This is a genomic window from Thomasclavelia sp., from assembly GCF_047249845.1.
Lineage (GTDB): Bacteria > Bacillota_I > Bacilli_A > Erysipelotrichales > Coprobacillaceae > Thomasclavelia.
Map to the genome: position 1 here is coordinate 1 of NZ_JBKTWO010000062.1, position 14,936 is coordinate 14,936.

Sequence of the window (14,936 nt, forward strand, 5' to 3'; positions counted from 1 at the left end):
AATAAATCCAAAACCTTTTTCACTATTAAACCATTTTACTGTACCTGTATTCATCCAGACGTACCTCCTCTTGATATTATAAAAAGCATTACCCATATAAAAAAACAGATGATAAGTTGCCTATAAATACAACATTACCATCTGTAAGTTAAATATTCATTGCTCGTTACTCGTATATAATAACATAAAACACAACACACGTCAAGCACTTTAATCAAATTAATCCTAAATTTATAAATTCATGATAAACGCCATCTTCATCCACACTTCTACAAATCTTAGATGCTATTTGTTTTAGCTGATCACTGCCATTTTCCATAACTACACCATAATTAACAAAATCAATCATTTCATAATCATTCATACTATCGCCAAAAGCAATCGTATTTTCTTTATCAATATTTAAATAATCAATTGCATATTGTATCCCCGTAGCTTTGTTATTTATTTTTGAAATCAACTCACCATTTATTGTAGTAACATCAAACATATCATGAATTATTACATTAACATCTTGTTCCAACATTTTAGCAGCTCGATTCAAAGCTTCTTGATCTAAAGAAATAAAACAAATTTTATGAACTCTTTGATCAGTATAACTACTCATATCTTTAATATTAAATTTATCATGCTGCTGTGCTCTTAAACGCTCTAACTCAGAATTACTTTTTTCAAAATTGATCCCACCAACAAATAACCGAACCATCTCATCACTCATAAAAGTCATATCTGTACATTCATAATTATAAAAAATATTATTTTCATTAAAAATGTTCGTAATTTTATCCACTAATAATTTATCAAAATAAGCATTATGTATCACTTCATTATTAATTTCAACATAACTGCCTGCGCTTGCAACTATCCCATCAAATTCTACTGATTCTAATTCTCTTTTTATTCCAGCTTTATTTCGACCTGTACATATAAATACTTTATGACCATTTAAACGAGCTTTTATGATAGCTTCTTTCACTTTATTACTCATTTCCATATGACCAGCAACTAAAGTTCCATCTACATCTAAAAAAATTGCTTTTTTATCCATAACTCCTCCTAAAATATAAGTCTCCTCTATTATACAATTTTTCTTATTTTTTACAAACAAAAAGAAGTGTTTTAACACTTCTTAACATGATCATGATGATAACTATCAACAAAGTTATTTTTACTATTACATATATCGCCACAACTTCCACAGTTACCACCACATCTCGATTTACCACTAATCTTATCTTTTCTAATTGAGCGTATTGCTAAAACAACCGCAATTATAATAATCAAGCAAACTAAAATAGTAGATAAATTTTCTATTAACCATACCATCATAATCACCCTTTCTATTTTGGAGTAACTACATTATCAAAACTAATATTATGTTTCTTACTTTCTTTATATGGTCTAACTATTAAATATATAAAACCAATTATAACAATAATTGCAATTATCGTTGCAGTAGTAAATGTTTTAGTGATAACCGCATTTCCAATTTGATAAACACAAAATGCTACTAGATAGGCAAATACAGTTTGATATATAATTGCAAATGCCGTCCATTTACCATTATTCATTTCTCTTTTAATTGCCCCCATAGCTGCAAAACATGGTGCACATAATAAATTAAAAATCAAAAATGAAAATGCCGCTATTTGAGTATAACTTAGCGCTAAAGTTCCCCAAATTTCAACTCCATCTTCAGCTACTTCTGCAAAACCATAAAGAATTCCAAATGTACCAACAACGTTTTCTTTTGCTACTAAACCAGTCAAAGCTGCTACAGCTGCTTTCCAATCACCCCATCCAAGTGGTGTAAATAACCAAGCAATCGCATTTCCTAATGAAGCCAAAATACTTTGATCTAGTTGTGTCTCTTCAAGCATTATAAATTTACCATCAACAAATCCAAAATATGAAGTAAACCAAACTAAAATAGTAGAAAGCATAATAATTGTACCAGCTTTTTTAATAAATGACCATCCTCTTTCCCACATACTTCTTAAAACATTCAAAAAAGTTGGCATATGATATGCTGGAAGTTCCATTACAAATGGTGCTGGTTCTCCTGCAAAACGTCTGGTTTTCTTTAAAATAATACCTGACGTAACAATTGCTCCTATCCCAATAAAATATGCAGTTGGAGCTACCCAAGATGCCCCGCTAAATAAAGCACCCGCAATCAAAGCAATAATAGGGAGTTTCGCTCCACAAGGAATAAAAGTAGTTGTCATAATAGTCATCTTTCGATCACGATCGTTTTCAATCGTACGTGAAGCCATTATTCCCGGAACCCCACAGCCAGTACCAATCAGCATCGGAATAAATGATTTGCCTGAAAGTCCAAACTTTCTAAAAATACGATCCATAATAAAAGCCACCCGTGCCATATAACCACAAGATTCAAGAATTGCTAAAAAGAAAAACAACACTAACATCTGCGGCACAAAACCAAGTACTGCTCCTACACCAGCTACGATACCATCCAAAATCAATCCATTTAGCCACCCCGCCGTACCTAACGATACTAATAAACTTTCAATTAAACTTGGAACTGAAGGAATAGCCATACCAAATAAACTCCATCCATCACCAAAAACACCATCATTAGCCCAATCAGTTGCCCAAGTTCCTACTGTACTAACAGAAATATAGTAGACGATATACATTATTAATGCAAAAATCGGTAATGCTAACCAGCGATTAGTCACAATTCGATCGATCTTATCAGAAACTGATAATTGTTCTTTACCATTTCTTTGATAGCAATCATCAATAATTGACGTAATAAACTGATATCGTTCATTTGTAATAATACTCTCTGCATCATCATCAAACTTCTCTTCAATCTTGGTAATAATTGTTTCAATATCAGGAGTTTTACTAATCAGACCCGTAATTTTATCATCTCTTTCAAACAGCTTAATTGCATAGAAACGTTTTTGTTCTTCTACAATATTATTTGGAAGCATCTCTTTAATTTTTTCTAATTCACTTTCAATTATTTGATCAAACCTATAAACTGGTAGATTAATTCTTTTTGAATTAGCCACTGCTATCGCTAATTCAACAACCTCTTTAATCCCAGTACTTTTTAAAGCTGAAATTTCAACTACCTTACACCCTAATTCCATCGATAATTTTTTTATATTAATTTTATCACCATTTTTAGTAACTATATCCATCATGTTTATCGCCATAATAACTGGAATCCCTAATTCCATAAGCTGCGTTGTTAAATAAAGATTTCTCTCTAAATTAGTACCATCAACAATATTTATAATCGCATCTGGTCGCTCTTGAATCAAATAATTACGAGCTACCACTTCTTCTAAAGTGTAAGGCGACAAAGAATAAATACCAGGTAAATCCATTAAATTTACGTCTTTATATCCTTTTATTTTCCCTTCTTTTTTTTCAACTGTTACCCCCGGCCAGTTTCCAACAAACTGATTTGAACCAGTTAACGCATTAAATAATGTTGTTTTCCCACTATTGGGATTACCTGCTAAAGCTATTGTAATCGACATTTATTTATCCTCCTATAACACTTCAATCATAGCAGCATCCGCTTTACGTAATGATAACTCATAACCGCGTACTTTAATTTCAATTGGATCTCCTAATGGTGCAACTTTACGTACAAACACTTCTGTTCCCTTAGTAATTCCCATATCCATGATTCTTCTTTTGACTGCTCCTGTACCATGCAATTTTAATACTTTAGCACTAGTTGCAACTTTCACATCTCTTAATGTCTTCATTTATAGCACCTCCTTAAATTATAATTTTATTTGCCATTTCTTTACTGATTGCAACTCTTGATTCTTTAATCTTAGTAATTAAATTACCCTGATTTTTACTTACTACAGTAACTATTGCTCCTACAGTAAAACCAAGTGATTCTAAGAACAACTTTACATCTTGTTTCCCACCAACTTTCTTTATTGTTTGGATTTCACCAATACTCGCCATCGTTAAAGGCATCGTCATCACTCCTTAATATATTGTTAGTTTATTCTAACTACCCAAATGTTATACCTGTATAACATAATTGTCAATACCCTCACACAAAAAAAGTTAGAATATTTTAACTTTAATCAAAAAAAAGAAACTCTCATTAATAAAGAGTTTCTTTTAAAACTATCTTCTTATAGGACTACCATTAGGAACATAAATCTGTCCACATTCTTCAATTGAATAAACTAACATATAATTAATTCGATCAATTTCACTTTGTGGTGTATTTCTTGTTGTTTCCATTTCGCCTAAAAGATCAAGTGTATCATCAATATATGTATTTAAATTATACAAACGAATGTCTTGATGATTTTTACTTAATACAAAACTAGTATCTGTTATTTGTTGAGCAAAATTTAATGTTGTCTTTAAAATATCTATGTCCGCAACCTCAACTAAATCATTTACAGCATTTTGCAATTCAACAACTGCTTGATCAAACTGTTCTTGTGAAACCAGCATCGCTTCTTGAGCATTATCTTTTGCAGATAATAGTTCCAGCCATGAATTTGAGGTATAATCCAATTCTTTTAGATTATCAATAGTTTCTAAAATAACATCATATTCAGAAGTATCAATTCGTTGTTCACCTGTCCATAATTTAGCATCTGCCCAATCACCATGATCACTACCTATTCCATTACCACCATCAGTAACTATTAATTTCAGTTCCTTGGCTCCAGCAATATTGACCTTGATAAATTCTTGTACAACATTCTTTGTCATCACACCAGTTTCTGCCTTTAATTCACCATCAACATAAACTTTAAAAGCTATTGAAGCAACGTTGTTAGTTTCTTGATCAACTCCAACATAACTAGTAAAGAAAGCATAATCTTTATCAGTTAAATCATAGATAATAGTTGATGTAGAATGCGTTCCAAGACCTTTTTCATAAGTTACAATACCTTCGTCACCTTTTAAACGGATATTATTATTTGCAATACTTTTATCTTTATGAATAGTTCCCCAACCAGCTTTAGCACTTGTCCAGTTTTTATCACTTAAATAATTTGCAGTATTAGCAACAATTAATTTAACTTTCTTACTAGATATATTACCATCATTATCACTAACTTTATATGTCACATCAAATGTTCCACTTAATCCAGGGTGATAGTTTGTTTCTACTGTAATACGATCTGTTAAATCACCGTCTTCAATATCAGTAGCAGTTACATTATCTAATAAATCTACTGTTTCACCTTCATCAATACCAATTGTTTTAGCATTGATTTGAGGAATAGCATCTTCAATAATAAATTTAGCATCCGCCCAAATTGAATGGTCTGAACCATTTCCATCACCAGCATTAGTTGTAATTAAAGTGATTTCTTTAACATTATTTAATGGAATAGAAACAAATTTTTGATCATCACTACCTTTTATAATGCCACTATCATATACTTTTTGTCCATCTAACAAGATTTCAAAAGTAACACTACCTTTATTTTTAACATTACCTTGATTTACACCAATATATGATTCAAAACTACTATATCCTTTTCCTTCAATATTATAAACAACAGTTGAATTAGCGTGAGCACTGATTCCCTTATCATAAGCGATATCTTCACTGCCATTATTAAGCGCAAGACCCTCGTTATTAACACCCTTATCTTTATTTACGGTTTTAAAATCAGTCGTTGCACTCTCCCACTGTAGATCAGAAACATAATTAATTCCCGCCACAACAGAAACTTGTACTACTTTTTGGCTCATATTTCCATTCTGATCAGTAACTTGGTAAATAACTTCATAATCCCCTTTTTTTAGAGTATCAACATTATTAGATAATACTTCTAAATTATCTGTAATATCATCACCATCTACTGTTTTAGCAGTTACTCCATTTAAAGCATCAAATTTGCTATAAAGCGGTAAAATTAAGTTATCTTTAGTATTAATAGCTGGTTTACTTGGATTATAACTAACTGGTTCACTGACCTTTGAAGCATTTAATTTACGATCATATGCGATTACAGTGTAAGTATAACTACGATTTGCCTCAATCTTATCATCAATAAACTTATTACTATATGTAACCCCTAAATACTCACCATCACGATATATTTCATAATTTAATAAAGAATTATCATCTTCATTAATAGTCATTGTTAATTCAGCTTTTTTACTCCCAGAAATTGATACAACAGGCGCCACATTAACATTATCAAATGCCTTAGCATCTTTAGCGAATGTCTTATCGTTTACATACCATGTCTTCAAATTACATTTTGGTAAAGATGCAACTTTTTCTTTAGCAGCGTCTGTTGTTATCTGACCATAATAATCAAAATGTCCTGTAACATCCTGACCAATCGCAAAACTCAAAGCAACAGCTAAACGATCATTATTTTTATTTAATCCTGTCATGATACCATCTGTATTTTCACGAGCTAACAAAGATGCTTTACCATAAAGATCTTCACCAAAAACTCCTTGTAACTGATAAACGATTGCACCATAGAATAGTTGATCATTTGGATATTGCTTAGTATTGTGATATTTAGTGAAATGATTATTCCAACGATTATCCTTTACCATTCTATTTCGATCAAAATATTTATCTTGCATCAATAACGAATATAAATTATTAGTAGATTCACCACGTCCTAATCGATTACTATCATAAACATGTCCCCATTCATGGAACAATGCCCAACCACCATTAGTTGGAGCTTTAATCAACGAACTAAAGAATTCACCATCACGACGAGTTGTATTACCACCATTATACCCTGTATATCCATAATCTGCCCAACCATATGGTCCTTTAGTAAAGACGCGAGAATTAAATTTACCACGTGGCATATAATTAGGATCAGCTGGATTATCAGTATTGAACCCTGAATAGACTGCATAAGAATGATACATATCTTCCCATGCATCCATATAATATTCTATCCGTTTACCATTTTTTATAATATTATTTACTTCTTTATATGCTCCTGCTGCTGAGGTTGAAATAATAACATTTTCACTAGTTATCTCTGCAATATTATAATAATAACCATTTGGATTGCCATTATCAAAATCCGCATCATTAAAACTAACATTTTTCATATATTCATCTAACTCTTGTTTAAAAGTTTCAGTGTCAGTTTTACCATGAACATACATTGGGAATTTTGTTCCCCCAACAATTCTAACCTTTGGTGCATAGGCTTGATCTTCCGGCAATGCCTGATTGGAAATATAAATCGCTGCCGGTCTCATTTTATCAAAACTTTGAGCCGTAATTTCATTCAATCCTGGTTTTAAATTAAATGAGCGTCGCCAACCATTTCGATCATCACCAATTTGTCCAAAAGCTAAATTAGGCATTATCCCTTTTTCATCTGCTTCTACATAAACATGAATAGTCTCTCCAGGTGTTACATAATAACCTGTTGGGTCATCTGCATACATATGTCCCCATATTTTTGTTCTTTGAGCTTCCTTATTTACATTACCTCTTTGTGAAGCTGTAAAAGTAGTATTTTCAAAAGCATTTTCATTATCTAATAAAGTTTTTGCATCATTTAATAATCTTTGATATTTATTTTGATAAGGATGATCTTTTACTCTGTTAATTAATCGATCTAGTTTAGCAGCATTTTTATATTCATCACTCAATTTCGAATAAGTTCGATCTGTAAAGACCTTTTCCATTTCTTTTTCAATATCATCATATTTATAAAAACTAATTTCTGCAATACTTGCCCAATTATCTTTAGCTTTTACAAATTCAAATTTAAATCTTCTCATTTCAGTTGGTTCAAATTCAATACTAACTGTATTTCCATTAGCTGCATTAAATGAGCCTGTTTTTAATTCTTTAAAATCATCACCAGTTTCACTAGTACTATAATATAAAATATACTCTAATGGAAATCCTTTAGGTTTAGCACCATCTTGACGAACTAAATAATTTACTTTACTAATTTCATAATCATCATCAAATGTCACTGTTACCATATTATGAAAACTATCATTGTTGGGTTTGTTAGTTTCCCAATGTGTAGAATTTTTACCATCAATTGCTTTATCAATTGTGCTACTACCATAATGTTTAGCATTATTAGTAATTGATTTAATAGCCAAAGATGGTATTTTAAATACCTCATCATAAGTTTTTGTTACATCTTCTGTTTCTTGAACAATATTTGGTTGATTGCTTTGTGCAGCAAACAACATTGGACTTGCCTGTGATAAAGGCATTCCCATTGCTAATAAAATAGCAATTCCTTTAGTTATAAACTTTGTAGAATTTTTCATATCCTTTTCCCTTTCCTCTCTATAGTAAGATATGGCAAATTCAAATTGTTTAATGCAACAAAAAAAGCCTGCATTAAACAGACCTGATCAATGTATTATAGTTATCCCAACAATAACTATCCATACAGCAACCGACTGTCATGCCAAATAAAATATTGGTTTAGACTCTAGGCTTTGCGTCCTTGTCTTTCAACAAGTTTGCCAATTCTTATTCTACATCTTAAATATATACCTTTTTAATAGGAATTACAAGTATATCACATCAAAAAAAGGTATTAGTTATCATTATCAATATAAATCAATAAAAAATAGACTTTTCAGTCTATTTTTCCCAAACTTTTGATTTAAATATCTTTTAATCTAATAATATTAATTTTAGACATTAAATTCATTTTTTATAATTCAACTATTTGACCTTCAGTAATCTTTAACTGTACATCACATTTTTGTGCTAAAGAAGGAGAATGAGTAACAATGATAACACACTTATCATTGTCATGAGCTAAATCAATGAAAGTTTTTAATATATCTCGAGAATTTTTTTCATCCAAATTGCCTGTTGGTTCATCAGCTAAAATTAGATCTACATCCTTGGCAATTGCTCTAGCAATTGCTACACGCTGCTGCTGCCCACCAGATAGTTTTCTAATATCTCGAAAACATTGTTCATTTGATAATCCTAAATTATTTAATATTTTTAAACAATACTCTTTTTTATTATTAACTTTAATACCCGCTATCTCAATTGCATTAGCGACGTTTTCATAAGCATTCATATAATGAATTAAATTATATGATTGAAAAACTATCGAAATATCATTGCGTCGATACTTATTAAGACCTATCTTAGCGGTATCCATACCCTTAAAACATACTTTACCCGCTTTAGGTTTATCTAATCCCCCAGCTAGAACAATAGTAGTTGTTTTACCACTCCCGCTAGCACCAACTATTGCATATATCTTTCCTTTTTCAAAACTATAATTCGCTTTATCAAGAATAGTAACATTACTTGAACCATCTAAATAATGATATGAAACATCTTCAAATTCTAGTACAGTTTCCATCTTACCCCTCCTTCTTTACTAATATTTCTCTAGGTGATAATCTAAGTACATATGCTGATGGTATCGCAATAGAAACTAAGCAGATAACTATTGTAATGCCTGCTAGTTGTCCAACTGTTGATGCTGTTAGCGAAACATCTAGTTCACTATTTTCAGGCTCATTAAAAGCCTCATTAAACATTGGCATTTTAAAATTATTTTCAGCAGCATCACCATTATCATTAGCTGGCATTTCCATTTGGAATTGCTTATCGTTGACCCCTGACTCTAGCATATTACCAACAATATTAGAAACCATTTTACCTGTTCCTAAAGAAATTACAAAAGCAGCCATTGCTATTATCAGCATTTCAAATAACTGTTGTAAAATTATTTTAAATTTACTTTGACCTAAAGACAAAAAGACCCCAATTTCATAATACCTATTTCTAATTGTCAATATTAAAATCAAACATAATACCGCACTTCCAGCACCAATAACAACTATTAAAAACATTGTTGCAAAAGATTGAGTGTTTTCTAAACTATTAACATTTTGTTGATACAAACGATCATTAGCATCCAATGTATAAGTTTCAAAATCAATATCACTTTTCTCCTTGGCTAACTTTTGAAATGCTTCAAGATTTTCAGGATCATCTAAATAATAAGTTGCAGATGTTATGTTAGAATCACTTCCTGAAAAAATTTGGCCAATTGATAAATCAGTATAGATAGTATTAAATGGATTGTTCTGACCAGGTCCCCCCATTTGTTGAGAATCAGTTACCTCATAAATTCCTACTATTTTTAATTCTTGATTTATCGTTTCATCATTTATGGTTGTAGTTAATAAAAATGTATCCCCCACACTAAGATCATTATCACTTGCTAATGTAGTTTCAATAACACAGTTATTAGTACCGGTGTCAGTTGTTGATAATAATCTACCTTCACTCAAACTATTTTTTTCTTCGCTAAAAGCATCTAAATATGCCATTGTCGTATTAGCACTAATTGTAAAATCACCTTGATTACTATCGAACATTCCACCACCTAAACCATCAGGTCTTTGCATCCCCATACTTCCTTGAGCGTTATCAGTTGCAGTAAGTTCAACAGCATTAACTGTATCACTATTTGCTGATGTAGAAATACTATAATTATAATTTTCTACATATTTTAAATCTTTTAATTGATCTGCCATCTCAATGGTTACATTAGCTGCCACCTCACTTATAGCTTGCCCCCTTTCTCTTTGCCCCATCATATTCTTCATATTGGTTGTTAAAGTTACATCATTTCCAAGTGAAGAACGTATTTGATCCATTGATTTTTTTGAAGCACTTTGAATTGATAAACCTGCAATTATCAAATTTGCAATAACTGCCATTATTACAAATAATAATATTGTTTTACCAACATTCTTTTTAATGCTTCGCAATGCATTTTTTAACATCTTCTTACCTCCTAATAAAAATATAACAAACTAAATATACTGATAAAATCGTCAAATTGTGTAAAAAAAAGGAAACCTTATGGTTTCCTATGCTTTCATTTTAGAATTTTGTTCATTTCCTGATACAACAATGTTATCATCACCTAATTGATCTTTAGCGTTTTGGTTATTTGCTTTTTGGTTATTTGATTGTTGCTCGCGTTTTGATTTACTCATAAATTCACCTCATTTATAGTATGGATAAATTTATTAAAAAAATTCATTTTTTTAAATAATTAAAAAGGTGGCTAACCACCTTTTATTCATCACCAAAACAAATTCCAATTGCTTTAGCAGCTTTTACTAATTCACCATTAGGATCAACGTGTTTTTGTTTTCCAAATTTTGCATCACCAATTACTTCTTCTAAAGAAGTACATGACATTTCTTCACCTTTTAAAGTTACTACATTACCAAAATTACCTTCTTTAATAAGTTCTAATGCTTTAACACCAAAACGAATTGATAAGATACGATCATATGCCTGGATATCTCCTCCACGAATAATATGTCCAGGATTTACAGAGCGTACCTCATGGTTGGGAATTGCTTTTTCCAAATCATCAGCAACTTTTGCAGCAATACCACCTAAGCGAATTGGATCAGGACTATCTTCAACAATCTTACCAATTACTTTTGTACCATCAGCATATTTAGCACCTTCTGCTACAGCAATAACTGTGTATGGATAACCTTCTTTATCTCGTTTAGCAACATGTTTTACAATGTTATCAATTGTAAAAGGAATTTCTGGAATTAAGATACAAGAAGCATTTCCCGCCATACCTGAATATAAGGCGATCCATCCTGCATCACGCCCCATTAACTCACAGCAGATAACTCGATGATGAGATTTAGCTGTGGTATTTAAACGATCTATAAACTCTGTTCCAACTGAAGAAGCACTGATAAATCCATATGTTAAATCTGTTGCTGGTAAGTCATTATCCATTGTTTTAGGAATTCCGATAACATTTACACCTTTTCTTGAAAAATCACGAGCACTTGTCAATGTTCCGTCGCCACCCAAGACAACAAGCACATCTACACCTGCCTTTTTTAAATTTTCAACACCAACATCAGAAACGTCTTTTTTAACTTTTCCACCATGTCCATCATCAACAAGGTAATCAAATAAATTATCTTTATTAGAACTAAATAATATAGTTCCACCTTCTTTATAAATATTTTCAACCTTATCAACTGTCAATTCTATGTAATCATTGTTATATAAACCGCGATAACCGTATACATAGCCAATTACTTCATACCCGTATTCGTTAATTGCAGCCTTTGTTACCGCTCTAATAACTGCATTTAAACCTGGACAATCACCACCACCAGATAATAATGCGATTCTTTTTACGTCTGCCATAAATATCCCTCCATGATTTCTATTATATGTTTTTTTTTACTAAAACACAATAAAAATGTTACCGTTTACACAAAAATATTAATTTTATATTTAGTAAAAACATCTATATATTAAATAATTCATTTAAAAATATTCTCTATTTTAAATTGATTTTAAATAACTTTTAATAATATCAACTGGTAACCCAATTACTGTTTCCATGTCACCCTCAACCTTTGCTACTAAACATTTTCCAAGTCCCTGAATTGCATAGGCACCAGCCTTCCCTTTCCATTCATCGGTATCTAAATAATCATTAATCATTTGCTCAGTTAATCTTTTAAATGTTACTTTTGTACCATCATGAAAAGTTGAAACTTTGCCATTATCGATAATAGCAATTGCTGAATAAACAATTTGAATTTGATTTGACAGCATTTTTAACATATTAAAAGCTTCTTGACGATTTTTTGGTTTTCCTAACATTTGTTCATTTAAACAAACCATCGTATCAGCTCCAATTACAATATCCTGAGGATATTTCAATGAAATGGGTAAAGCTTTTTGATAAGCTAACTTTTCTAAACGTAAAGGAAGTGCTAGATTTTCATCTAACACCTCATCTATAGTTTGAAAATCAATTATAAAATCAATTTTATGTAACTCCAATAATTCTTTTCTTCTTGGAGAACTGCTAGCAAGAATAATTTTTTTCATTACTCTGCTTTTGGCTCTTCCTTTTTGATTGGTTTAGGAAGTAACGCTTTTCTAGAAACATTTACTTTCCCCTTATCATCAACTTTAGTAACTTTAACTTTGATGATATCACCAAGTTTTACTACTTCACCCATTTTTTTAGTTCTTTCATAAGCATAATCAGAAATATGTAAGAAACCATCAGTACCATCAAATAAATTTACAAAAGCATAATTATCTTCAACCCTGACGATCTTTCCATCATATACTTCACCAACTTTAGCTTTTTTAACAATCTTTTCAATTAAAGCCTTAGCTTTATCAATAGCCTCTTGATCATAATGATAAATTATAACAGTACCATCTTGTTCAATGTCAATTTTAACCCCATCGGCCTGTTCAATAATTTCATTAATTGATTTACCACCTGGACCAATAACCGCCTTAATTTGGTCTGGATCAATTTTCATCATTTGTACTTTTGGTGCATATGGAGATAATTCGGCTCTTGGTATGCTAATTGCTTCCATCATATTAGCCATGATCTGTTTACGAGCAACCTTAGCCTGAGCTAGCGCTTCTTGCAAAATTTCTTTAGTAATACCATCGATTTTAATATCCATCTGCAAAGCACAAATTCCTTTTTCAGTTCCAGCAACTTTAAAATCCATATCTCCTAAATGATCTTCCATACCTTGAATATCAGTTAAAATCGTATATTCTTCACCCTTTTTAACTAATCCCATAGCAACTCCGGCTACTGGTGCTTTTATAGGTACTCCAGCTGCCATTAAAGCCATCGTTGAAGCACATATTGATGCTTGAGATGAAGATCCATTTGATTCCAATACTTCAGAAACAACTCTAATTGTATATGGAAAAGCTTCTTCACTTGGAATAACCTGTGCCAAAGCCCTTTCCCCTAAAGCCCCATGTCCAATTTCACGACGTCCTGGAGCTCCCATTCTTCCTACTTCGCCAACTGAATATGGTGGGAAATTATAATGATGCATAAAACGTTTTTGATCCTCTAAACCTAAACCATCGATCTTTTGATGTTCACCAATAGCACCTAAAGTTGCAACTGATAAAACCTGTGTTTCACCACGTGTAAATAAAGCTGATCCATGAACTCTTGGAAGTAGATCGATTTGTGAGTCCAATGGTCTAATTTCATCAATTTTACGACCATCAGGTCTAATTTTTTCTTCAGTAATTAAACGACGTACTTCATCTTTTTCTAAATCATGTAAAATGATTCCAACTTGTTTCATTATATCTGCTTTTACTTCTTCATTTTCATATTCTCTATTATCATATTCTTCGATTACAGTAGCAATTAAATCATCAATCGCCCCATATCTTTCTAATTTACCAGGAATTGAAACTGCTGCTTCCATTTCATTTTTAGCACGTACGCTAATTTCTGCTATTAAATCCGTATCTATTTCAAATAAAGGAATTTCTATTTTTTCTTTTCCACAAGCCTCTACAATTTTTTCTTGAAATGCGATTAATTCTTTAATTTTTTCATGCCCAAACAATAATGCCTCTAACATTACTTCTTCACTAACTTCTTTAGCATCTGCTTCAACCATATTAATAGCATCTTTAGTTCCAGCTACTTCTAAATTAATTAAAGAGTGTTCTAATTGCTCTGGTGTCCCATTTACGATAAACTCACCATCAACTAAACCGACATTAACTCCTGCAATTGGTCCATTAAAAGGAATATCAGAAACACATAAAGCTAGTGATGCGCCTAACATTGCTGCCATTTCAGGTGTAGCATCTTGGTCAACTGACAATACAGTATTTACACTTTGCACTTCATTTCTAAAACCATCAGCAAATAGTGGTCTAATCGGACGATCGATCATTCTAGCTGTCAAAGTCCCATGTTCGCTAGGACGTCCCTCTCTTTTCAAAAATCCTCCTGGAATTTTTCCAACAGAATATAATTTTTCTTCATAAGTTACAGTTAATGGAAAAAAATCAACATTTTTTGGTTCTTTCCCTGCTACAACAGTAGATAAAATAACTGTATCATTATATCTTACCAATACAG

At 31.5% G+C, this 14,936-nt stretch carries 12 protein-coding genes and 1 riboswitch; all 12 genes read right to left on the minus strand.

All coding sequences use genetic code 11. The annotated features are described in order from the left end of the window. Nucleotides 1–214 precede the first annotated feature (214 nt). Nucleotides 215–1,048: an HAD family hydrolase gene (locus ACLR9T_RS12355; RefSeq protein WP_413109812.1), complete on the minus strand. Its 834-nt coding sequence runs from the start codon at nucleotides 1,046–1,048 to the stop codon at nucleotides 215–217. A 71-nt stretch (nucleotides 1,049–1,119) separates the two neighbouring features. Continuing rightward, nucleotides 1,120–1,326: a FeoB-associated Cys-rich membrane protein gene (locus ACLR9T_RS12360; RefSeq protein WP_413109813.1), complete on the minus strand. Its 207-nt coding sequence runs from the start codon at nucleotides 1,324–1,326 to the stop codon at nucleotides 1,120–1,122. Between the two features lie 14 nt (nucleotides 1,327–1,340). After that, nucleotides 1,341–3,524 carry a ferrous iron transport protein B gene (gene feoB, locus ACLR9T_RS12365; protein WP_413109814.1) on the minus strand — a complete coding sequence of 728 codons (2,184 nt, stop codon included), beginning with the start codon at nucleotides 3,522–3,524 and terminating at the stop codon, nucleotides 1,341–1,343. Between the two features lie 12 nt (nucleotides 3,525–3,536). Continuing rightward, a complete protein-coding gene (locus tag ACLR9T_RS12370) occupies nucleotides 3,537–3,758 on the minus strand; it encodes a FeoA family protein (RefSeq protein ID WP_413109815.1) in 222 nt (73 codons plus the stop codon). A gap of 13 nt (nucleotides 3,759–3,771) precedes the next feature. Beyond that, nucleotides 3,772–3,981: a FeoA family protein gene (locus ACLR9T_RS12375; protein ID WP_413109816.1), complete on the minus strand. Its 210-nt coding sequence runs from the start codon at nucleotides 3,979–3,981 to the stop codon at nucleotides 3,772–3,774. 156 nt (nucleotides 3,982–4,137) lie between these two features. Beyond that, entirely contained in the window at nucleotides 4,138–8,274 is a 4,137-nt protein-coding gene (locus ACLR9T_RS12380; RefSeq protein WP_413109817.1) for an NPCBM/NEW2 domain-containing protein, read from the minus strand. 123 nt (nucleotides 8,275–8,397) lie between these two features. Next, nucleotides 8,398–8,487: riboswitch (cyclic di-GMP riboswitch) on the minus strand. A gap of 182 nt (nucleotides 8,488–8,669) precedes the next feature. Beyond that, nucleotides 8,670–9,341 carry an ABC transporter ATP-binding protein gene (locus ACLR9T_RS12385; protein ID WP_413109818.1) on the minus strand — a complete coding sequence of 224 codons (672 nt, stop codon included), beginning with the start codon at nucleotides 9,339–9,341 and terminating at the stop codon, nucleotides 8,670–8,672. A 1-nt stretch (nucleotide 9,342) separates the two neighbouring features. Continuing rightward, on the minus strand, nucleotides 9,343–10,779 hold the full coding sequence (locus tag ACLR9T_RS12390) for an ABC transporter permease (RefSeq protein ID WP_413109819.1): 1,437 nt from the start codon (nucleotides 10,777–10,779) through the stop codon (nucleotides 9,343–9,345). A gap of 87 nt (nucleotides 10,780–10,866) precedes the next feature. Beyond that, complete coding sequence (locus ACLR9T_RS12395) at nucleotides 10,867–10,995, minus strand: hypothetical protein (protein ID WP_257606880.1); 129 nt, start codon at nucleotides 10,993–10,995, stop codon at nucleotides 10,867–10,869. An 82-nt stretch (nucleotides 10,996–11,077) separates the two neighbouring features. Then, the gene (locus ACLR9T_RS12400; protein ID WP_413109820.1) at nucleotides 11,078–12,193 is read right to left on the minus strand and encodes a 6-phosphofructokinase; all 1,116 of its coding nucleotides are present in this window, start codon (nucleotides 12,191–12,193) and stop codon (nucleotides 11,078–11,080) included. A gap of 141 nt (nucleotides 12,194–12,334) precedes the next feature. Then, on the minus strand, nucleotides 12,335–12,889 hold the full coding sequence (locus tag ACLR9T_RS12405) for a Maf family protein (RefSeq protein WP_413109821.1): 555 nt from the start codon (nucleotides 12,887–12,889) through the stop codon (nucleotides 12,335–12,337). Next, on the minus strand, nucleotides 12,889–14,936 hold a 2,048-nt coding region (gene pnp / locus ACLR9T_RS12410), incomplete at its 5' end, for a polyribonucleotide nucleotidyltransferase (protein WP_413109822.1). The genes ACLR9T_RS12405 and pnp, both read right to left, overlap by 1 nt.

Bases quoted from the DNA above. Each gene is read 5' to 3' on its own strand.
- ACLR9T_RS12355 (WP_413109812.1), bottom strand. From the start codon at position 1,048: ATGGATAAAAAAGCAATTTTTTTAGATGTAGATGGAACTTTAGTTGCT.
- ACLR9T_RS12360 (WP_413109813.1), bottom strand. From the start codon at position 1,326: ATGGTATGGTTAATAGAAAATTTATCTACTATTTTAGTTTGCTTGATT.
- feoB (WP_413109814.1), bottom strand. From the start codon at position 3,524: ATGTCGATTACAATAGCTTTAGCAGGTAATCCCAATAGTGGGAAAACA.
- ACLR9T_RS12370 (WP_413109815.1), bottom strand. From the start codon at position 3,758: ATGAAGACATTAAGAGATGTGAAAGTTGCAACTAGTGCTAAAGTATTA.
- ACLR9T_RS12375 (WP_413109816.1), bottom strand. From the start codon at position 3,981: ATGCCTTTAACGATGGCGAGTATTGGTGAAATCCAAACAATAAAGAAA.
- ACLR9T_RS12380 (WP_413109817.1), bottom strand. From the start codon at position 8,274: ATGAAAAATTCTACAAAGTTTATAACTAAAGGAATTGCTATTTTATTA.
- ACLR9T_RS12385 (WP_413109818.1), bottom strand. From the start codon at position 9,341: ATGGAAACTGTACTAGAATTTGAAGATGTTTCATATCATTATTTAGAT.
- ACLR9T_RS12390 (WP_413109819.1), bottom strand. From the start codon at position 10,779: ATGTTAAAAAATGCATTGCGAAGCATTAAAAAGAATGTTGGTAAAACA.
- ACLR9T_RS12395 (WP_257606880.1), bottom strand. From the start codon at position 10,995: ATGAGTAAATCAAAACGCGAGCAACAATCAAATAACCAAAAAGCAAAT.
- ACLR9T_RS12400 (WP_413109820.1), bottom strand. From the start codon at position 12,193: ATGGCAGACGTAAAAAGAATCGCATTATTATCTGGTGGTGGTGATTGT.
- ACLR9T_RS12405 (WP_413109821.1), bottom strand. From the start codon at position 12,889: ATGAAAAAAATTATTCTTGCTAGCAGTTCTCCAAGAAGAAAAGAATTA.